A 20,622-nucleotide genomic window follows, 5' to 3' on the forward strand; every position below is an offset into this window, starting at 1 on the left:
TCCTAAGCTTCTCCGATTGACACAGGGCGTGCAGGCAGGCTTGCTCGCCCGAAATCTCAAACGAATTCAGGGGGGTATGCGCCCCCCGAGGCCGGAGCCGATGCCCAAGAATCTGCTGATCGCCGACGACTCGCTCACCATCCGCAAGGTGATCGGGATGATCTTCGCGACGGAAGACTTCCAGGTGACCGCGGTGGACAACGGGCTGGACGCCATCTCCCGCACGCGCGAGCTGCGCCCGGACGTGGTGCTCGCCGACGTGATGATGCCGGGCAAGAGCGGCTACGAGGTCTGCGAGGCGCTCAAGAACGACCCCGCCACGCAGGCCATCCCGGTGCTGCTGCTGGCCGGCACCTTCGAGGCGTTCGACGAGAACCGCGCGAAGGCCGCCCGTGCGGACGACCACATCACCAAGCCCTTCGAGAGCCAGATCCTCCTCGACAAGGTGAAGGCCCTGGTGGGCCAGAAGTCCAACACCATGCCCGCGTCCGCCGCGACGCGCGTGCTGCCCCAGACCGCCGCTCCGGTGGCCCCGGCCGGTGCGCCGCCCGCCGCCGTGCCTCCGGGGGCGCGTCCCGCGGGTGCGCCGCCTCCGGGCGCCGTGCCGCCGGGTGCCCGTCCTCCGGGGCCGGGCGTGCCGCCGCCTCCGGGGGCGCGTCCTCCGGGCGCCGGTGTGCCGCCGCCTCCGGGCGCCGCGCGTCCGCTGCCGGGCGCCGTGCCTCCGGGTGCGCGTCCGCCGGGTGCGCCGCCTCCGGGCGCCGTGCCGCCGGGTGCGCGTCCGCCACCGGGCGCCGTGCCGCCGGGCGCGCGTCCTCCGGGTGCGCCGCCTCCGGGCGCCATGCCGCCGGGTGCGCGTCCTCCGCCGGGCGCCGTGCCTCCTCCGGGTGCGCGTCCTCCTGGGGCGCCGCCTCCGGGCATGGCCGCGCGTCCTCCCGGTCCTGGCGCTCCGAACATCCCGGGGGGCTTCCCGCGTCCGCCGGGCGCCGCGCCGCTGCCCTCCGCGCCCCCGCCCGCCGCGGTGCCTCCGGCCGCCCGGGCCCGGGACCCGTTCGGGCTGGGAGCGCCGTCCGCGCCGCCCGCCGCGCAGGCCCGCACGGAGAGCATCCGCATCGAGGACTCGCTGCCCGAGCCCAGCGGCGCGGAGGAGATCTCCCTGGACATCGGCGGACCCTCGCCGGCCACTCCGCCCGCGCGCGCCCGTCCGGCCGCGGATGGCGGCGAGGCGCAGCTTCGCGAGGCGTTGTCGAAGGCGTCCCGCGAGGTCATCGAGAAGATCGCCTGGGAGGTCGTCCCGCAGCTGGCGGAGACCATCATCCGGGAAGAGCTGGAGCGGCTCATCAAGGACCGCGAGACCCAGCATTGATTCGCAGTCCCCCCTGATTCCCCGCCGGCCCCGTCGGGGGCCGGCCGCTTGCAATGACTGACACGACTGAACTGTCCAAGGCCTACGAGCCCTCCGAGGTGGAGGCGCGGTGGTACAACCACTGGCTGGAGCGTGACTACTTCCGCGCCGAAGCCCCTTCCGCCAAGCCGCCGTTCAGCATCGTGCTGCCGCCGCCCAACGTCACGGGCAGCCTGCACATCGGCCACGCGCTCACCGCCACCATCCAGGACATCCTCACGCGCTGGAAGCGCATGAGCGGCTTCAACGCGCTCTGGCTGCCGGGCACGGACCACGCGGGCATCGCCACGCAGATGGTGGTGGAGAAGGAGCTCAAGAAGACGGAAGGCAAGAGCCGCCACGACCTGGGCCGCGAGGCGTTCCTCGAGCGCGTCTGGACGTGGAAGGGCAAGTTCGGCGCGCGCATCGGCGAGCAGCACCGCTACCTGGGCGCGTCGCTGGACTGGAGCCGCGAGCGCTTCACCATGGACGAGCAGTCCTCGGCCGCGGTGCGCGAGGTGTTCGTCCGGCTGTACGAAGAGGGCCTGATGTACCGGGCCCAGAAGCTCATCAACTGGTGCCCGTCCTGCCGCACGGCCCTCTCCGACCTGGAAGTGGAGCACGAGGAGAAGAACGGCTCGCTCTGGCACATCCGCTACCCGGTGAAGGACAGCGACCGCTCGCTCACCGTGGCGACGACGCGCCCGGAGACGCTCGTAGGCGACACGGCGGTGGCCGTGCACCCGGACGACCCGCGCTACCTGGGCCTCGTGGGCCGCAGCGTGTCCCTGCCGCTCACCGACCGCGAGATCCCCATCATCGCGGACGCGGAGCTCGTCAACATGGAGTTCGGCACCGGCGTGGTGAAGGTCACGCCCGCGCACGACTTCAACGACTACCAGACGGGCCTGCGCCACAAGCTGCCAATGCTGTCCATCCTGGACGAAGCGGCGCGGATGACGAAGGACACCGGCAAGTACGCGGGCCTGGATCGCGCGGAGGCGCGCAAGCAGGTGCTGGCGGACCTGACGGAGCTGGGCCTGCTGGAGAAGGAGGAGCCGCACAAGCTGAACGTGGGCACCTGCCAGCGCTGCGCCACGGTGGTGGAGCCGCGCCTGTCGCCGCAGTGGTTCATCAAGATCGAGCCCCTGGCGAAGCCGGCCATCGAGGCGGTGGAGCAGGGCCGCACGAAGTTCGTCCCCGAGTCCTGGACGAACACGTACTTCCACTGGATGAACAACATCCACGACTGGTGCGTGAGCCGCCAGCTGTGGTGGGGCCACCAGATTCCGGCGTGGTACTGCACGGCGTGCACGCCCCCGGAGGCGCGCTCCAAGGACACGGCGGACGTCATCGTGTCGCGCACGACGCCGGAGTCCTGCCCGAAGTGCGGCGGCACGGAGCTGACGCAGGACCCGGACGTGCTGGACACCTGGTTCTCGTCCGCGCTGTGGCCGTTCTCCACGCTGGGCTGGCCGCGCCAGACGGCGGACCTCCAGACCTTCTACCCGACGTCCGTGATGGAGACGGGCCACGACATCATCTTCTTCTGGGTCGCCCGGATGATGATGATGGGCCTGCACTTCATGGGCGAAGTGCCCTTCCGCACCGTGTACCTGCACGCGATGGTGCGCGACGAGAAGGGCGAGAAGATGTCCAAGACGAAGGGGAACGTCATCGATCCCCTGGACGTCATCTTGGGCGCGAAGGCGGACGCGCTGCAGCCGTCCTTGCGCAACCGCTTCCCGCAGGGCATGCCCGCGCACGGCGCGGACGCGCTGCGCTTCACGCTCGCGTCGCTCACGCAGCAGGGCCGTGACATCAAGCTGTCGATGGACCGCCTGGGTGGCTACAAGGCGTTCTGCAACAAGCTGTGGAACGCCAGCCGCTTCGCCCTGATGAACATGGGCGACTTCCGCCTGGACAAGACGCCGCTGGAGGGCCGCAAGCTGACGCTGGCGGACCGGTGGATCCTCTCCCGGCTGCAGAAGGCCACCGGGGAGACGCGCGCGTCGCTGGAGGCGTTTGGCTTCGCGGAGGCCGCGTCCACGCTGTACCAGTTCCTGTGGGCGGAGTTCTGCGACTGGTACATCGAGCTGGCGAAGGGCTCGCTGTACGGCGAGGACGCGGAGGCCAAGGACACCACGCGCGCGGTGCTGGTGACGTGCCTGGACCGCATCCTGCGGCTGATGCACCCGTTCATGCCGTTCATCACCGAGGAGATCTGGCAGAAGCTGCCGATGTCCCGGCCCACGGAGAGCATCTGCATCGCGGCGTACCCGGAGCCGGAGGCGGCGTGGGTGGACGCGGCCGCGGAAGGCGAGATGGCGCCGGTCATCGCGGCCATCGAGGGGCTGCGCACGCTGCGCGGCGAGAGCAACCTGCCGCCGTCCGCCAAGGTGAAGGCGGTGGTGCAGAGCCCGGACGCGACGACGCGCGAGCTCTTGGAGCGGTGGCGCGCGTACCTGATGCCGCTCGCGGGCCTGTCCGAGGTGGTGGTGGGCCCGCCGGGCGCCAAGCCTCCGCAGGCGGCGGCGTTCGTCAGCGGCAACCTGGAGATCTACGTGCCCCTGGCGGGCCTGGTGGATCTGGACGCGGAGCGCGACCGCCTGAAGAAGGAGATCGCCCGCGCCGAGCAGGAGCTCGCCGCTTTGCAGCGCAAGCTGGACAACCCGAACTTCGTGGCCCGTGCTCCGCCGGACGTGGTGGAGAAGGACAAGGCCCGGGTGGCGGAGCTCCAGGAGCGCACGGTCAAGCTGCAGGATCACCTCCAGCGCATCGCCCCGGAGCCCCCCATGTCCGAGACGCCGTCACCGTTACCGGGCAGCACCGAGTCCGAAGCCCCTGAAGCGTCCGAGAACATCGCGCCCGAGAGCGCGCAGGTGAAGGTGGCCGCCGAGCCGCAGGCACCGAAGGACGAAGGGGTGAACCTGGGGCAGGAGCTGAAGGGCGAGATTGAGGCCGAGGAGGCTTCGCAGGCGCCCCAGGCCGCGGATCCGGTGGTGGAGGAGGCGCTCAACAAGCTGCGCGAGGGCACCAAGGAAGGCCTGTCCGCGGCGGACCACCACGACCTGGGCGTCGCGTACATGAGCATGGGCCTCGTGGACGACGCGATGCGCGAGTTCGACCGGGCCAAGGAGGGTGGCGACACCCGCGAGGCGCCGGAGGGCTCGGCGGAGCCGGTGAAGAAGGCCGCTGGGAAGAAGACGGCCGCGAAGAAGGCTCCGGCGAAGAAGGCCACGGGCAAGAAGACGGCCGCGAAGAAGGCTCCGGCGAAGAAGGCCCCCGCGAAGAAGGCGGCGGGGAAGAAGACCGCCGCGAAGAAGGCCGCGGGCAAGAAGCCGGCGGCGAAGAAGGCCGCCGGGAAGAAGACCGCGGGCAAGAAGGCGGCGGCGAAGAAGGCCCCTGCGAAGAAGGCTTCCGCGAAGAAGGCGGCGGGGAAGAAGGCCGCCGCGAAGAAGTCCGCGGCGAAGAAGACCACTCGGGGCAAGCCGGCGCGCAAGACACGCCGGTAGGAGGCGGAAGTGCAGCAGGATTATCTCGATCGGCTCATCGCGCTGTCCCTCGACGAGGACCTGGGCGCGGCGGGGGACGTCACCTCGCTCGCGGTGGTTCCCGCCGACGCGGAGGGCAGTGGTGAGCTGGTCGCGAAGGAGCAGATGATCGTCGCCGGCCTCGATGCCTTCGTCCGCGTCTTCCACATGGTGGACGCGGAGGTGGAGGTGGAGGTCCTCAAGCGCGACGGCGAGGAGATCAAACCGAAGGTGGTCGCCGCGCGCGTCCACGGCAAGCTGCGCTCGCTGCTGGCCGCCGAGCGCACCGCGCTCAACCTGGTGCAGCGCGCCGCCGGCATCGCGACGCTGGCCCAGCAGGCGATGACCTCCGTGCGGGGGTCGAAGCTGCGGGTGCTGGACACGCGCAAGACGCCGCCGGGCATGCGCGGGCTGGCCAAGCACGCGGTGCGCATGGGCGGCGCGTCCAACCACCGCTTCGGCCTCTTCGACGGCATCCTCATCAAGGACAACCACATCGCGGCGGTGGGCGGAGACATCACCGAAGCGGTCCGCCGCGCGAAGCTGAATGGCCCCCGGCTGGTGAAGATTGAAGTGGAGGTCACCAACTTCAAGCAGCTGGAGGAGGCCATCGCGGCGGGCGCGGACGTCATCATGTTGGACAACATGGACGACGCGCAGATCCGCGAAGCGGTGAAGCTGACGGCGAGCCGCGTGCCCATTGAAGTCTCGGGCGGCGTCACGCTGGACCGGCTGCCCCGGCTGGCGAAGCTGGGCGTGGACTTCGTGTCGATGGGCGCGCTGACGCACTCGGCGCGGGCCATGGACCTGTCGCTGGAGATCGCGACGACGAAGAAGTCCACGCGCAAGTCCCGCTCCACGCAGGGCTGAGGCGGTACTTTATTTCAGGCTGAGGACATGGGCAGGCGGGTCAGTGAAGGCTGACCCAGCCTGCCCATTGTCATCGGAGTGACGCAGGGAATGAGTCCCGCGCGGGCGATGGTCTTGGGGGATGACTGCCATGCCGATTCGCTTGGATGAACTGCAGGAGAGAGCGCGCGTCGCAGTCCGCGAGGCTTTGGCCCGCTGCCCGCCGATCCCAGCAGCCTTCCGGCAGGAGCTGGTGATCGGCGTGAGAATTGATGGCAATGAACGTGTCTTCGAACTCTACAAGGCTGGAGAGAGGCCTGAAGATGCGCTCGTTATTGCGAGAGCCGTCTTGAATGCTTCGACTGGAGACCTCAAGCAGGTCGAAGTGTTTCCAGAGCGATGGACATGACGGTGCTCTTCCGGAGCGCCTTCATTTCACCAGCGCCTCCGCGCGCGGCTTGCCCTCCGCTGACGCGGGCATGCCCATCTCCAGCAGCGCGGACAGGGTCGGGGCCACGTCCACGGGGTTGATCTCCTCCAGGTACAGGCCCGGCTTCACGCCCTTGCCCGCGAACACCACGGGCACCTGCGTGTCGTACGAGTACGGCGTGCCGTGGTTCGTGCCGCGCGGATAGTCGCTGATGACCTGGAAGGGCTTCGCCATGAAGACCACGTCGCCGCTGCGCATCGGGTAGTAGCCCCGGCGCATCGCCGCCACCAGCCCATCCGGGTCCGGTGCCGTGGCCAGGTCGTCCTTCGCCACCGCCCACACGGTGTAGGGCTGCTTCGCCAGCCATGCCGCCGCCGCGCGCCGCACCGCCGCCGCGTCCACCTTGCCATCCTCCAGCGCCTTGCCGCCCAGGTACACGTCCAGCTCCAGCAGCTTCACCGTCACGTCCACGCCGAACTTCGCCTTCAGTTCCTGCGCCAGCCCCTTCGCCGCCTCCACCGGATTCAGCCGCGCCGCCGGCACGCCCGCCTGCACCCACGCCTCCGGAATCTCCGCGCCGCCGTGGTCCGCCGACAGCGCGATGACCAGGTTCGCCTTGCCTCCGGCCGCGCGCTCGGCGGCGGCGATGAGCTCGCCCATCGCCTGGTCCAACCGCAGCATCGTGTCCTGCATCTCCCACGAGTACGGCCCGAACGCGTGGAACACCGCGTCCGTGCCGCTGAAGCTCACCGCGAGGATGTCCGGCACGTCGTCCTTGCCCAGGCCCTCGCCCTCCAGCGCCGCCTTCGCCGCCTGCACCAGCAGGTCATGCGACAGCGGGGACACCGCGAACGCCCGGTACGACGCGGGCCCGGGCGCCTGGAGCCCGCCCTTCAGCGCGTGGGGGAACACGCGCCCCATGCCGTAGGCCTCCGGCTCCATGGCGCGGTCGTCGTCGCCTACGTACTCGGCGCGAGGGCGCAGCAGCTCCCACGTCTTGCCGAACCCCGCGTCCGCCAGCTTGCGCGCGTTGAACGCCTGCATCCACGCGGGCTCCGCCTTCGCGTACCAGGTGCTCGTCACCATCCGCCCCGTGGCCTCGTCGAACCACCACGCCTGGCCCTGGCGCCCGGCCAGCGGAATCGCCGCGCGCGACTTGAACGACAGCGCCACCACCTTGCCCCGGCCTTGCGTGGACACGCGCAGCCGGTCCGACAGCGTCTCCGCCATCAGGTTCGCCGGGCTCGTGTCCGACCCCGCGGCCGTGTTCCCGTTCAGCACCGGATGCGTCGGGTCCGTGTAGACCTGCACCGCCTGTCCCATTGCCCGGTCGTAGACGTCGTTGTCCACGATGCCGTGGCGCCAGGGGTTCGCGCCCGTGGCCAGCGTGGCGTGGCCCGGGGCGGTGCGCGCCTCCGCGTAGGCGTACCGGGCGTAGGGGTAGTACGCGCCCGTGGAGAGCAGCCGGCCCAGGCCGCTGGTGAGGCGCGGACGGCTCCGGAGCAGGAGGTCGCTGCCCATCGCGTCCACGCTGATGAACAGCGTGAGCTTGGGGGCCCTGGCGGCGGCCGGCAGGGCGAACAGGACGAGGAGGGCGGCGAGAAAGCGCGACATGGTGCGGCAGCCTCTTCTGCCGGATGAACAGAAGCAACCAACATGCGCGCCCACCGCTTGGACACGTCACCCCGCCCTGATATGGGCGGCCCAATGGTCGAGGCACGGCTGCGCGTCATCTACGGCGACACGGATCAGATGGGGGTCGTCTACTACGCGAACTACTTCCGCTACTTCGAGTTCGCCCGCAGCGAGTTCTTCCGTGCCCACGGAGGCAGCTACCGCGAGCTGGAGAGCACCGGGCTGCTGCTGCCCGTGGTGGAGGCCAGCGCCCACTACAAGGCGTCCGCGCGCTACGACGACCTGCTCCTCATCCGCACCACCCTGGGCGAGTTGCGCCGTGCGTCACTCGTGTTCACCTACGAGCTGCTGCGCGACGGTGATTCCCCCACGCTCCTGTGCACCGGCCGCACGATGCACGCCTGCGTGGGGCGCGACGGAAAACCCCAGCGGCTGCCCGAAGCCATCGCCCGCCTGAAGGCCGCGGACGACACCGACACCTGAACCTTTTCCCCTTCCCGAAATCCCGAACGAGGAGCACCCGACAATGGATCGCAACCTGGCAATGGAGGTCGTGCGCGTCACCGAGATGGCGGCCATCGCCTCCGCCCGGCTCATGGGCCGCGGCAACAAGGACGAGTCCGACCAGGCCGCCGTGGACGCGATGCGCCGCGCCTTCGACGCGCTGAACATCGACGGCACGGTCGTCATCGGCGAGGGCGAGCGCGACGAGGCGCCCATGCTCTACATCGGTGAGCGCGTAGGCGCCCGCAACGCCGGCGCCCCCGAGGTGGACATCGCCCTGGACCCGCTGGAGGGCACCAACCTGTGCGCCTACGGCCGCCCGGGCTCCATCTCCGTCGTGGCCATGTCCAGCCACGGCGGCCTGCTCAACGCGCCCGACACGTACATGGAGAAGCTGGCCGTGGGTCCGCGCGCCAAGGGCGCCATCGACCTGACCAAGTCCCCCACGGAGAACCTGCGCTCCATCGCGGAGCGCATGAAGCTCTACGTGGAGGACCTCACGGTCATGATTCTGGACCGCGAGCGCCACGCCGACCTCATCAAGGAGGTCCGCGCCGCGGGCGCGCGCGTGCGCCTCATCGAGGACGGTGACGTGGCGGGCGCCATCGCCACCTGCTTCGAGGGCTCCGGCGTGGACGTGCTCATGGGCATCGGCGGCGCGCCCGAAGGCGTCATCGCCGCGGCCGCCATCCGCGCCACCGGCGGGGACATGCAGGGCCGGCTCGTGCCGCGCAACCAGGGCGAAATCGAGCGCGCCAAGAAGATGGGCATCTCCGACATCCACAAGATCTACACCGCCGAGGAGCTGGCCCGGGGCGAGGTGATGTTCGCGGCCACCGGCGTGACGAGCGGCGACTTCCTCAAGGGCGTGCGCTTCTTCGGCGGCGGCTGTGAGACGCACTCCGTCGTCATGCGCAGCAAGACGGGCACCGTGCGCTTCATCCAGTCCATCCACAAGTTCGACAAGAAGCCGGGCTACGCGCCGTAAGCTGTCCGTCAGCCTGAGTCCTTCACGCCTCCCGGAGACACCGTCATGGCCGGCGCCACGCGCACCATCACCATCAATGCCCCCGTCGAGAAGGTCTTCGACATCATCACCAACTACGACCGCTACGCGGAGTTCCTCCCGGAGGTGAAGAAGGTCTCCACCTCGCAGCGCCAGGGGAACACCGTCCAGGTGCACTACGAGGTCGATGTGGTGAAGCGCATCCGCTACACCATCCGCGTCACCGAGGAGCGCCCCAAGCGCATGTCCTGGACCTTCGTCGAGGGCGAGGTGATGAAGGACAACAAGGGCAGCTGGACGCTGGAGCCCGAGGGCGAGGGCAAGACCCGCGCGACCTACAACGTGGAGATGGCCCTGGGCGCCCTCATCCCCAAGGCCATCATCAACACCCTCACGGAGACCCAGCTCCCCAAGATGCTGGAGGCCTTCAAGCGCCGCGCGGAAGCGCCCTGACGGCTTTCGTCACCCGCTGACATTCCGCGTCAGGTTTCCGCCCGCCTGCCTGTCATCCCGTACGGCCCGTGCCGTGCAAGGGGGCAGGAGGGCGGGCGGGCCCTTTTCGGCTGGAACCGTGCCGCTCAAGGGCAGGGGGGCCACCTGAAATGAGTCGTGTTGCGGCGCGCGGTGGGCGCATTAGGATCAGGCGAATTTTGAACGTCCACGCACGTCTGCCTGACATCCGTGGCACGGTTGCCCTGTCCCGGATGTCGGGAGCTGGACGAGCAGCCATGCGGAATCAGGCCGGCGTCACCAGAAAGAAACCGGGGTTCTTAATTTGCATCAAAGAGATGTGGAAGTGGTAAGGGGGCGGGACGGCGGGCGTACATCGGGGTACGTAGGCTGAGGGAGAGACCGAACCCATGCTCGACGCGTTCATCATTGAAGAAATCAAGCGCCGCGAGCGGCTCCGCCGCGAGGATTACGAGCGGCCGGTGGTGGAGCTCCCACTGCCTGCACCCGATGACCGTCCCCAGCGGAGGACGGACACCGAGGAAGAGAAGCCGTCGCGAGGCGTCGTCGTCATCGACCTCCTCGGCTGATGACCCATCCCACCCGTGGCCCTGGAGCCACGGCGTGTCCCGGAGCCCGCGGACGGGCCGCCCCTCACCGGACGGCCCCCGCGGGCTTCGCACTTGCGGGGCATGAGGGGCGCTAGGCCGGGGCCAGCAGCAGCAGGTGCCGGGGGTGGTACACCTCCCACAGCACCGTCCCCTTCTGGAGGGGATTGTAGGGCTGGAGGGCCAGGAGGACCTTCTGGCGCCACTCCTCCGGCAGCGCACCTTCCCCGTGGAAGGCGCCCACCAGCGCCCCGGTGACGGAGGCGTGGACCTCCGTGTCGCCGCCCCGGTGGATGACGTCCAGGAGCGCGGCTTCCGCGGTGGGCACGTGGAGCAGCTCCCAGAAGGCCAGCCGGAACGCTGCACGCACCGCGTTATTGCCGGGCCGGTGCATGTGCAGCTCCGGGCCATAGAGCTGCGGGTCGTCCCTGGCCGCCAGGGCCAGGTCCTCGCGCAGGAGGCCCGCGGCCTGGGACACCTCCTGGACGTAGTCCTTCTCCTGCTTTCCCAGGGCGGCGGCCGCCAGGGAGATGCCCACCTCCGCGGCCGGCAGCAGGTCCGCGGCCTTCAGGTTCGGTCCCCCCGTCACCGCCTTGGCGATGGCGGCGCACAGCCCCGCGCTGGCCAGCTGGCTGCGTGGGTCGAAGTGGGTGAGGGCGGTGTCCTCCAGCGCGGCCTTCGCCAGGGCGAAGGAGTCCTTCGCCAGGTGCACGCCCAGGGGCACCACGCGCGGCAGGGCGCCAGCGGGGGCCAGGCGGCGGAAGTTCTTCTGCCAGACGCGCTTGCCGGCGTCCTTCATCTGGGGCGGGAGGCTCGCGTCACACTCCTGGAACAGCTCCCTCATGGGCTCGCTGACGGAGATGGCGTGCGGCTGCCAGGCCCGGTAGCGCTTGAGCGCGTCTCCCGCGTCATAGCGCTTCAGGTCGCGCAGGCTCAGGGCCAGCGCCACCGCGAGCTGGGTGGGCTCCGTCACCTGCCCCTTGCGCAGGTCGTGTGGTCCGCCGCCGTGCATGCCCTGGTACGGCCCCTCGGCGAGCTGGGGGAAGGACGGAGCGTAGAAGGGCCTCCCCGCGGTGGGGACGGCCAGGGCGTTGCCGATGGCGAGGCCCAGCAGGGCCCCCCGGGCGCGTTGACCAGGAAGCGGATCGGGGCCCGTGGCGCGGCGCTTGGGAGGAGGAGGCATTCGGCGGCTGGACACTGTAGCAGGCGGCCCGTGCGAGCGTGCTTGCCCGTTCCGGCCGTGCCTCGTAGAAACGGCCGCCTATGACCGAGATCGCTCAAATCCTGGCGCGTGAAGTGCTCGATTCCCGTGGCAACCCGACCGTGGAGGCCGAAGTGCTGCTCGTGGGCGGCTCGCGTGGCCGCGCGACGGTGCCCTCCGGCGCCTCCACCGGCGAGCACGAGGCGCACGAGCTGCGCGACGGCGACAAGGGCCGCTACCTGGGCAAGGGCGTGCAGAAGGCCGTGGACCACGTGCGCGACACCATCGGGCCCGCGCTCATCGGCATGGACGCCGTGGACCAGGTCGCCGTGGACCGGCGGATGATTGAGCTGGACGGCACGTCCACCAAGTCCAAGCTGGGCGCCAATTCCATCCTCGCCGTCTCCATGGCCGCCGCGCGCGCCGCGGCGGACGCGCACGGCCTGCCGCTGTACCGCTACGTGGGCGGCCTGCAGGCGCGCACGCTGCCCGTGCCGCTGATGAACATCCTCAACGGCGGCGCGCACGCGGACACCCGCGTGGACGTGCAGGAGTTCATGGTGGTGCCCGCCGGCGCCAAGACCTTCGCGGAGGGCCTGCGCTGGGGCGCGGAGGTGTTCCACGCGCTCAAGAAGATCCTCAAGGGCCGCAAGCTGGCCACGGGCGTGGGCGACGAGGGCGGCTATGCCCCGGACCTGCCGGCCAACGAAGAGGCGCTCAAGCTCATCATGGAGGCCATCGACGCCGCGGGCTTCAAGGCGGGCGAGCAGCTGTTCCTGGCGCTGGACGTGGCCGCGAGCGAGTTCTTCGACAAGGGCTCCAAGAAGTACAAGCTCAAGGGCGAGGGCAAGGAGTACGACTCGCAGGGCCTGCTGGAGTACTACCGGGGCCTGACGCAGAAGTACCCCATCATCTCCATTGAAGACGGCATGGCGGAGGATGACTGGGAGGGTTGGAAGAAGCTCACCGACGCGCTGGGTGACACGGTGCAGCTCGTGGGCGACGACCTCTTCGTCACCAACGTGGAGCGCCTGTCCAAGGGCATCCAGACGGGCACGGCGAACTCCATCCTGGTGAAGGTGAACCAGATTGGCTCCCTGACGGAGACGTTCGACGCGGTGCGCATGGCGCACAAGGCGGGCATGACGTCCATCATGAGCCACCGCTCCGGCGAGTCCGAGGACACCACCATCGCGGACCTCGCGGTGGCGCTGGACTGCGGGCAGATCAAGACGGGCTCGGCGTCGCGCTCCGACCGCGTGGCCAAGTACAACCAGCTCCTGCGCATTGAAGAGGAGCTGGGCGCCGGGGCGCGGTACGCGGGCCGCACCGCCTTCCGCTCGCTCGCGAAGAAGCAGTGACCGTGAGCACTCCGCGCCCCCGCATCCTCGTCTCCAACGACGACGGCTACTTCTCCGAAGGGCTGCAGACGCTCGTGGAGGCGGTGAGCCCCCTGGGCGAGGTGTGGGTGGTGGCGCCTGACCGCGAGCAGAGCGCCGCCTCCCATGCCATCAGCCTGCACCGGCCGCTGCGCATCAAGGAGGTGCGCGAGCGGTGGTTCGCCGTGGACGGCACCCCCACGGATTGCTCGTATCTGGCGGTGAACCACCTGCTGAAGGACAATCGTCCCCAGCTCATGGTCTCCGGCATCAATCACGGCGCGAACCTCGCGGACGACATCATGTACTCCGGGACGGTGGCGGCGGCCATGGAGGCCGCGTTCCTGGGCATTCCGGCCATCGCGTTCAGCCTGGTGACGCGGGGGCCGTTCGACTTCGGGCCGGCGGGCCGCTTCGCGCGGGCGCTGGTGACGGAGGCGCTGTCGCGGCCCCTGCCGCCCCGGATGCTCCTCAACGTGAACATCCCCGGGGGCGTGGAGCCGGACGGCTACGTCATCACCCGGCAGGGGCGGCACTCCTACGGCAACAACGTCGTGGAGAAGGAGGACCCGCGCGGCCGCAAGTACTACTGGATTGGCGGCACGGAGTACGCGCACGACGACATCCCGGGCAGCGACTGCAACATCGTCATCGACGAGAAGCGCGTGTCGGTGACGCCGCTGCACTTCGAGATGACCGACCACGGTCGCATCCCCGAGTTGACGGGGTGGAACCTGCAGGGCTTCAAGCGGCACGGTTCGGACGGCGGTGCCTGAGGTTGGGGCCGGGCGGCTCCAGCCGAGCGGGCAGGGCGCTCTGGGTGTTGCTCGCGGCCGCGCTGTCGGGCGGCTGCGTGGGCACCCAGGCCGCTTCCTCCTCTCAGCTGGACACGGCGGGCGCGCTGCCCGCGTCCACGAGTGATGGCAAGCCGCTGTCCTTCGCGCTGAGGCCCACGCACGAGGAGCCGGAGCTGGTGGCGGTGCGCCACCGCGTGGCCCCGGGCGAGACGATGTACCGCATCGCCAAGACGTACGGCATCACGGTGGAGGAGCTGGCGCGGGCCAACGGCATCAAGGATCCGCGCGAGCTGTCCGTGGGCCAGGAGCTGATGATTCCGGGCGACGAGCCCCCGAAGTACGGCGACCCGGGACCGCTGTCCGACGAGGAGCCGGAGCTGGTGCTCTCGAAGCCCGGGCAGGCGCCGGTGTCCACGCCGCGCCGTCCGGTGCCGGCGGTCTCGCGCCGTGAGGAGCGGCCGCGTGCGCGCGTGGTGTCGGGGCGGCCGGGCGCGCCGTCGCGTCCGAGGCTCGCGACGCAGGGGATGCTCGACTGGCCGCTGCGCGGGGTGCTGTATGGCCGCTTCGGCAAGAAGGGCAAGGAGCCGCACGACGGCATCGACCTGGCGGCGCCCGCGGGCACGCCCATCAAGACGGCGCAGGAGGGCACGGTCCTCTACGCGGGCGAGCAGAAGGGCTACGGCCTCATCGTCATCGTGGAGCACGCGCCGCCGCTGATCACCCTGTACGCGCACAACCGCGACCTGCGCGTGAAGACGGGGCAGAAGGTGCGGCGCGGGCAGGTCATCGCCACGGTGGGCGAGTCCGGCCGTACGTCCGGGCCGCACGTGCACTTCGAGGTGCGCGTGGATGGCAAGCCGGCGGATCCGCTGGAGTACCTGGGCGTGATGCCGTCCGCGTCCGACTGAGCCCCTGGATGGGAAGGGCGGCCCCCTCCCGCCCGGAGCGTCCCAACCTGTCCGACTGTCGGACAGGTTCGCGTGGTGCGCCGTTGACGGGCGGTCCCCAGCCGAAGGCTCAGGTGGCTTCGGGCGTCGCGCGGGGCGGGTAGCCTCCGGCATGGCGGGCGCGCTCGCGCACCAGGGCGAGGATGTTCTCGCAGGTGGGCATGGGGCGGCCCACGAGCTGGCCCAGCTCCACGACGGCGCCCAGCAGCGCGTCGATCTCCATGGGGCGCCCGCGCTCCAGGTCCTGGAGCATGGACGTCTTGTGCGCGCCGACCTGGCCCGCGCCCTGGATGCGCTGATCCACGTCGATGAGGAAGCGCGTGCCCAGCGTCTCCGCCATCGCCTGCGCCTCCACCATCATCGCGCGAGCCACGGCACGCAGGTCCGGCTGGCGGGAGAGGACGTCGAGCGTCGCGCCTGTGAGCGCCGACAGGGGATTGAAGGCGAGGTTGCCCCAGAGCTTCACCCAGATTTCATCGCGGATGCGGGGGCGCACGGGGGACTTGAGCCCGGCCTTCATCATGAGCTGTGACAGGGCCTGCACGCGCGGGCTCTTGCTGCCGTCCGGTTCGCCCAGCGTCACGCGGTCGTTGTACGTGTGGACGATGACGCCGGGGGAGACGACCTCCGCGGCCGGATACACCACCGTGGCGATGACGCGCTCCGGAGGCAGCGTGCGCAGGAGCACGCCGCCTGGATCCACGCTCTCGATGTGGCGGCCCGCGTACGGACCCTCGAGTCCGTGGAAGTACCAGTAGGGCACGCCGTTGATGCCGGTGACGAGCGCCGTCTCCGGGCCCAGCAGCCGGGCAATCTGCGGCGCGGCGGCGGGCAGGGCGTGGGCCTTGAGCGTGAGGAACACGTAGTCCTGCGGGCCCGCGTCGTCGGGAGAGTCCGTGCAATGCGGACGTACGGTGACCGTCTCGCCGCCGCTGGTGAGCGTGATGCCATTCGCGCGCATCGCGTCCAGGTGGGCGCCTCGCGCGATGAAGGTGACGTCCGCGCCGGCCTGGAGCAGCTTGACGCCGAGGAACCCGCCGATGGCGCCCGCGCCGAAGATGGCGATCCTCATGACGTGAGCCCCAGCCGCTCCGCGAGCCCGATGCGCTGCACCTTGCCGGTGGGCCCCTTGGGCAGCTCCGTGAGGAGGACGATGCGGCGGGGCACCTTGAAGTCCGCGACGCGCGACGCGACGAAGTCACGCAGCTCGCGCTCGGTGGGGTGGTGGCCCTCGCGCGGGACGACGGCGGCGGCCACGTCCTCGCCGAGCTTCGGGTGGGGCAGGGCGAACGTCACGGCCTGCTGCACGGCGGGATGATCCAGCAACACGGTGTCCACCTCCAGTGGGCTGACCTTCTCCCCACCGCGATTGATCAACTCCTTCAGCCGGCCCGTGAGCCGCAGGTAGCCCTGCGCATCGAGCGTGCCCTGGTCGCCCGTGCGGAACCACCCGTGGGTGAAGGCGCGTGCGTTGGCCTCGGGGTTGTTCACGTAGCCGGACATGACGTTGGGACCCCGGATGACCACCTCGCCGAGCGCACCTGGAGGCAGCAGCGTGCCCGCATCGTCCATGATGGCGACCTCGGGGCCCGCGGCGAGCCCCACCGAGCCCGCGTACCGGGGACGCGGTGGCAGCGGGTTGGAGGCCATCTGGTGCGCGGCCTCCGTCATGCCGTAGCTCTCGATGACGGGCACGCCGAAGACGCGCTCCAGCTCCTCCATCACCTGCGGCGGCAGCGACGCGGAGGAGGACCGGATGAAGCGCAGCCGATGGTCCTTCAGGTTGTCCGTGTTGCGGCGGGCTCGCTCCACCAGGGCCTGATGCATGGTGGGGACGGCCGTGTACCAGGTGGGGCGGACCTCCTCGAACCAGGAGAAGAAGCGCAGGGCGTTGAAGCCCGGCGAGCACACCACGCGGCCTCCGGCACCCAGGCTGGACAGCACCGCCGCCACCAGCCCGTGGATGTGGAACAGCGGCATGATGTTGAGGCACGCATCCGTGGGCCCCAGGCCCAGCCGCGCGCCGATGTGCCGCGCGGAGGCGCTGAGGTTCGCCTGCGTCAGCGGGACCAGCTTGGGGCGTGCTGTCGTACCCGACGTGTGCAGCACCAGCGCGACATCGTCAGCAGCCGCGGGCCCGGGACGTTGCGCCATGCCCGACAGCGGCGGCGCGGCCTTGAGCGTGAAGTGCCCCGCGGGTCCCTCCGGTGTCGGACTCAGTTCGATGAGCGGGAGGCTCCGTGAGCGCGCGACCTCGCGGGCCGGCCCCTCCATGCCTTCGAGCACGACGAGGGCCCGGGCCTGGAGGTCCTCCAGGTAGAACGTGAGCTCGTCCGCGCGGTAGGCGGGGTTGAGCGGCGCGGTCGTCGCGGCGCCGGCCACGGCGAGGAAGGCCGCCGCCATCTCCGGCCCGTTGGGCAGCACCAGCGCGATGCGGTCACCCTGGCCCAGGCCCCACGCGTTCAACTGCTCGCGGATGCTCCCGGTGAGCTCCCGCAGTGCGCCGTACGTCAGGCCCTGCCTGCCGGGTGCACCGAGCGCTACGTCCTCCGCCCGTCCGCGTGCGAGCAGTGCTTCGAGGGTGTCCATCCGCTCCATGCCGGGCTCCACGTCCTCGGGGTTCCCTTCCGAATATGGCCGTGGATCCTCGTGGGCAACCGCTTTGTGCTCGGGCTGTCCTGCTCCGGGGCGCGCCGGAGCGCGGGTCCCGGGCGCTCTGCTATATCGGCGCGCCGGGAGGCTTCACCATGTCGCGGAAAGTGGCGCTCATCACCGGCGCGTCGGCGGGGCTCGGAGAGCAGTTCGCGGAGCAGTTCGCGAAGGATGGACATGACGTCATCCTCGTGGCGCGCGGCGCGGGGAAGCTGGAGGCCCTGGCCCGGAAGCTGGAGCAGGCGCACGGCGTGAAGGCGCACGTGCTGGCGACGGACCTGGGGCAGCCCTCCGCACCCGACCAGCTCTTCGCGCGCGTGCAGGAGCTGGGGCTCGCGGTGGACTTCCTCGTCAACAACGCGGGGTTCGGCTCCTCCGGGCCGTTCCTGGATCAGGACCTGGGACGCGAGGCGGAGATGGTGGAGGTCAACTGCACCGCGCTCCTGAAGCTCACGCACCTGTTCGCGCGGCCCATGCGCGAGCGCAAGCAGGGGCGCATCCTCAACATCGCGTCCACCGCGGGCTTCCAGCCGGGGCCGTACATGGCCACGTACTACGCGACGAAGGCGTTCGTGCTGTCGTTCACGGAGGCGCTCGCGTTCGAGCTGGAGGGCACCGGCGTGACGGTGACCTGCCACTGCCCGGGCGCCACGAAGACGGAGTTCACCGCGCGCGCGGGCAACGCGGAGTCGCGCCTGTTCAAGCGGTCCGGCGTGGCGGAAGCCCCCGAGGTCGCGGGGCATGCCTATGCGGCGATGATGAAGGGGCGGGTCCTCGCCGTGCACGGCGTCCTCAACCGGCTGGCGGCCTTCTCGCTGCGGTTCAGCCCCCGTGCCGCGGTGCGTTTCGTCACGGCGAAGCTCAACCAGCAGGCCTGAGCGGGCAGGGAAGCGGGCACGGAGCCCCTGGGCGCGGGCCGGGAGGAGGGTAGAGTGTCAGGCGTGTTTCGCACCCCCTGGCTCCTCTTCTCGTGCCTCGTGTCGCTGTCGTCACCTGTCCTCGCGCAGGACGGGACGGCCGTTCCCCCCGGGCTCCCCGCTCCGGCGTCTCCCGTGAGCCCGGCGCAGGCCACTCCCTCGACGGTACCGGACGCGCCGCCTGCGTCCTCGAAGCCGCCGGTCGCCGATGGGGTGACGACGCCGTTCACGGTGGCCGTGCTGCCCCTGGAGGCGAATGCGGCGGGGAAGGAGGCCGCGCCGGGCATCACCTCGCTCATCGCGAGCCGGCTCGCGGAGTCGCCCCGGCTGCGCGTGCTGTCCCAGCGCGACATCCAGACGATGCTCGACGCCGAGCGCCAGCGGCAGCTCCTGGGCGACACCACCTGTGAGAAGGGGAACTGCCTCCAGGAGCTGTCCTCGCTGACGGGCGCCCGCTACATCCTCACGGGCCGCCTGGACCGGTTCGGGGGGCAGTACCTCCTCACCGCGAGCCTGGTGGACACCCACGAGGGCCGCAGCCTCGCCCGGCCGCGCGCGGAGGCCTCCGACGACGGCGAGCTGCTGCGCACGGCCGTCGCCGTGTCCGACGAGCTGAGCGCGGCGCTGGCGTCGCCCGGTGAAACCATCACGGCCCGGCCGCTGCTGGGCGGCGCGGTCGCGTCGTCGCCAGGGGGCGGGCTGACGCTGGGGCTGCGCTTCAACAACAGCTTCATCGACAAGCTGTCGTCGCTGAACCCCGGTCTGGACCTGGAGCTGGGCTACTGGTTCCACCCGGAATGGCAGGGCTTCCTCCAGGTGGGCTTCACGCTGGTGCGCTCCAACGGCGACGAAGGCGAGGGCAAGCTCAACGTGCTGCCCAGCATCCTGGGCGCGAGGCACTACCACCGCCTGGACAAGTCCCTGCGGCCCTACTGGGGCTTCGGCCTGGGCGTGCAGCTGGCGTTCGGCGACTACGGCATCTTCCAGAACACGGGCCCGCTGCCTTCCGTGGTGGGCTTCGTGGGATTGGAATACCTGCTGGTGGGCCACGTGGGCTTCCAGCTGGAGCTGGGGACGAACATCGCGCAGGCGGTGCTGGGGCTCGCCGACGACGGCGCGGGCGACGGCCTCAACCTGGATGTCAACGCTGGCATCGCGTACCACTTCTGAGTCTTCCGGAGCCTTTCATGTCCTCGCGTCTGCGCGCCCTGCCGCTCCTCGCACTGCTGGCCTCCGGGGCCTGCACCGAACCGCCGAAGATGGATCCGAAGGACCAGGCGGAAGGGCTCTACCTCCGGGGCAACTCGGAGTACCTCCAGGGCAAGTTCGACGCCGCGCTCAAGTCCTTCGACGAGATGAAGGCCCTGGCGCCAGGGGACCCGCGCCTGCCCGCCGCGAGGGGCGAGGTGCTCCTGTCGATGAGCCGGCTGGAGGAGTCCGCGAAGGAGTTCGAGGCCGCGCTGCGGTTGGATCCGAAGCGCTCCACCAACTGGAGCCGGCTGGGGTTCATCCAGGCTCAGCTGGGCAAGAAGGACGAAGCGCGGCAGTCGTTGCAGAAGGCGCTGGCGCTGCATCCAAAGGACTTCAACGCGCTGGAGCAGCTGGGCGAGCTGGCCGAGGAGCGCGGCGACCACGACGAGGCTGTGCGCGACTTCACGCAGGCGGCCGAAGCCGCGCCGGAGGCGTCGAAGTCCGACCTGCTGGTGCGGGCCGTGGACGTGCTGACGAAGCAGGGGCGGCAGGACGAGGTGCTCGGGCTCTTGCGCAAGGCGACGGGGCAGGGCGTGCGGACGCCGGAGGTGCTGACGGCGCTGGGAGACGCGGAGGTGCGCGCGGGCCGCCTGCCGGAAGCGGCGGCGGCGTACGAGGAGGCCGCGAAGAAGTCGCCCAAGGACCCGACGCTGTGGGAGCTGGTGGCGGAGATCCAGCTCAAGCTGGGCAAGCGCGAGGAAGCACTGAAGGCCTACGGCGAGTCGCTGAAGGTGAAGGACCGCGCCATCGTCCATGTGGCGATTGCGAGGGCGCACCTGGCGGTGGAGGACCGCGCGGCGGCGGAAGGGGAGCTGCAGAAGGCCCTGGACACGGTGTCGGGCGCGGACGTGGGGGAGATGCAGGAGCTCGCGGACCTGCTCACGACGTTGGGGCGCAAGCAGGACGCCCTGCGCATCCTGACGAGCCTGGGCTCGGAGCCGGGGCACGCGAAGAACACGGACTTGCAGCTGGCCACCGCGAGGCTCGCGCGTGACTTGAAGGACACGGCCGCGGTCCAGGCCGCCTGCGCCCGGGTGGCCGCGGCGGCGACGGATGGTGGCGTGGTGAAGTGCCCGTAGGTG

At 70.5% G+C, this 20,622-nt stretch carries 18 protein-coding genes; 14 read left to right on the forward strand and 4 right to left on the reverse strand.

What is annotated here, in order from left to right; genetic code table 11:
* Positions 1-100: 100 nt before the first annotated feature.
* The 4 genes from NR792_RS03135 to NR792_RS03150 all read left to right on the forward strand — a co-directional run bounded on the left by NR792_RS03135 (position 101) and on the right by NR792_RS03150 (position 6,172).
* Positions 101-1,363: a PleD family two-component system response regulator gene (locus tag NR792_RS03135; RefSeq protein WP_375758574.1), complete on the forward strand. Its 1,263-nt coding sequence runs from the start codon at positions 101-103 to the stop codon at positions 1,361-1,363.
* A gap of 53 nt (positions 1,364-1,416) precedes the next feature.
* A complete protein-coding gene (locus NR792_RS03140) occupies positions 1,417-4,896 on the forward strand; it encodes a valine--tRNA ligase (RefSeq protein WP_375758575.1) in 3,480 nt (1,159 codons plus the stop codon).
* Between the two features lie 9 nt (positions 4,897-4,905).
* Complete coding sequence (gene nadC / locus NR792_RS03145) at positions 4,906-5,784, forward strand: carboxylating nicotinate-nucleotide diphosphorylase (RefSeq protein WP_375758576.1); 879 nt, start codon at positions 4,906-4,908, stop codon at positions 5,782-5,784.
* Positions 5,785-5,914: 130 nt separating this feature from the next.
* On the forward strand, positions 5,915-6,172 hold the full coding sequence (locus NR792_RS03150) for a hypothetical protein (RefSeq protein WP_375758577.1): 258 nt from the start codon (positions 5,915-5,917) through the stop codon (positions 6,170-6,172).
* Between the two features lie 21 nt (positions 6,173-6,193).
* Here the strand turns inward: NR792_RS03150 and NR792_RS03155 are convergent, their stop codons facing one another.
* Positions 6,194-7,807 (reverse strand): alkaline phosphatase family protein, encoded by a 1,614-nt coding sequence (locus NR792_RS03155; RefSeq protein WP_375758578.1) that lies wholly within the window; start codon positions 7,805-7,807, stop codon positions 6,194-6,196.
* A gap of 93 nt (positions 7,808-7,900) precedes the next feature.
* On the opposite strand from NR792_RS03155, the gene NR792_RS03160 reads away from it, so the two are divergent.
* From NR792_RS03160 to NR792_RS03175, 4 genes are all read left to right on the forward strand, one after another.
* A complete protein-coding gene (locus NR792_RS03160; RefSeq protein ID WP_375758579.1) occupies positions 7,901-8,311 on the forward strand; it encodes an acyl-CoA thioesterase in 411 nt (136 codons plus the stop codon).
* 43 nt (positions 8,312-8,354) lie between these two features.
* Complete coding sequence (glpX, locus tag NR792_RS03165; protein ID WP_014396138.1) at positions 8,355-9,320, forward strand: class II fructose-bisphosphatase; 966 nt, start codon at positions 8,355-8,357, stop codon at positions 9,318-9,320.
* A gap of 45 nt (positions 9,321-9,365) precedes the next feature.
* Positions 9,366-9,791, forward strand: a complete 426-nt coding sequence (locus NR792_RS03170) for a type II toxin-antitoxin system RatA family toxin (RefSeq protein ID WP_014396139.1) — start codon at positions 9,366-9,368, stop codon at positions 9,789-9,791.
* A gap of 407 nt (positions 9,792-10,198) precedes the next feature.
* Positions 10,199-10,378 carry a hypothetical protein gene (locus NR792_RS03175; protein WP_120556713.1) on the forward strand — a complete coding sequence of 60 codons (180 nt, stop codon included), beginning with the start codon at positions 10,199-10,201 and terminating at the stop codon, positions 10,376-10,378.
* A gap of 112 nt (positions 10,379-10,490) precedes the next feature.
* Here NR792_RS03175 and NR792_RS03180 read toward each other — a convergent pair whose 3' ends face one another.
* Positions 10,491-11,579 (reverse strand): ADP-ribosylglycohydrolase family protein, encoded by a 1,089-nt coding sequence (locus tag NR792_RS03180; protein WP_375758580.1) that lies wholly within the window; start codon positions 11,577-11,579, stop codon positions 10,491-10,493.
* 80 nt (positions 11,580-11,659) lie between these two features.
* Here NR792_RS03180 and eno point away from each other — a divergent pair, with 80 nt between their 5' ends.
* From eno to NR792_RS03195, 3 genes are read left to right on the forward strand one after another with little or no spacing between them, the layout of a single operon-like run.
* Entirely contained in the window at positions 11,660-12,958 is a 1,299-nt protein-coding gene (gene eno, locus NR792_RS03185; protein ID WP_375758581.1) for a phosphopyruvate hydratase, read from the forward strand.
* A 2-nt stretch (positions 12,959-12,960) separates the two neighbouring features.
* Positions 12,961-13,752: a 5'/3'-nucleotidase SurE gene (surE, locus tag NR792_RS03190; protein WP_375758582.1), complete on the forward strand. Its 792-nt coding sequence runs from the start codon at positions 12,961-12,963 to the stop codon at positions 13,750-13,752.
* A gap of 44 nt (positions 13,753-13,796) precedes the next feature.
* The gene (locus NR792_RS03195; protein WP_375758583.1) at positions 13,797-14,681 is read left to right on the forward strand and encodes a peptidoglycan DD-metalloendopeptidase family protein; all 885 of its coding nucleotides are present in this window, start codon (positions 13,797-13,799) and stop codon (positions 14,679-14,681) included.
* Positions 14,682-14,790: 109 nt separating this feature from the next.
* Here the strand turns inward: NR792_RS03195 and NR792_RS03200 are convergent, their stop codons facing one another.
* Together NR792_RS03200 and NR792_RS03205 are read right to left on the reverse strand one after the other, a co-directional pair.
* Positions 14,791-15,792, reverse strand: coding sequence for a 2-dehydropantoate 2-reductase (locus NR792_RS03200; protein WP_375758584.1), 1,002 nt, complete (start codon positions 15,790-15,792; stop codon positions 14,791-14,793).
* Positions 15,789-17,318 (reverse strand): acyl--CoA ligase, encoded by a 1,530-nt coding sequence (locus NR792_RS03205; RefSeq protein WP_375758585.1) that lies wholly within the window; start codon positions 17,316-17,318, stop codon positions 15,789-15,791. The genes NR792_RS03200 and NR792_RS03205 overlap by 4 nt, the downstream gene beginning before the upstream one ends.
* Positions 17,319-17,467: 149 nt before the next feature.
* Between NR792_RS03205 and NR792_RS03210 the strand changes: the two genes are divergently transcribed.
* The 3 genes from NR792_RS03210 to NR792_RS03220 all read left to right on the forward strand — a co-directional run bounded on the left by NR792_RS03210 (position 17,468) and on the right by NR792_RS03220 (position 20,619).
* The gene (locus NR792_RS03210) at positions 17,468-18,250 is read left to right on the forward strand and encodes an SDR family NAD(P)-dependent oxidoreductase (RefSeq protein ID WP_375758586.1); all 783 of its coding nucleotides are present in this window, start codon (positions 17,468-17,470) and stop codon (positions 18,248-18,250) included.
* Positions 18,251-18,313: 63 nt separating this feature from the next.
* A complete protein-coding gene (locus tag NR792_RS03215; RefSeq protein WP_375758587.1) occupies positions 18,314-19,459 on the forward strand; it encodes a hypothetical protein in 1,146 nt (381 codons plus the stop codon).
* A gap of 17 nt (positions 19,460-19,476) precedes the next feature.
* Positions 19,477-20,619: a tetratricopeptide repeat protein gene (locus NR792_RS03220; RefSeq protein WP_375758588.1), complete on the forward strand. Its 1,143-nt coding sequence runs from the start codon at positions 19,477-19,479 to the stop codon at positions 20,617-20,619.
* The last annotated feature ends 3 nt before the right edge of the window (positions 20,620-20,622 follow it).

It is taken from the genome of Corallococcus exercitus (assembly GCF_042231735.1).
GTDB classification, from domain to species: domain Bacteria; phylum Myxococcota; class Myxococcia; order Myxococcales; family Myxococcaceae; genus Corallococcus; species Corallococcus exercitus_B.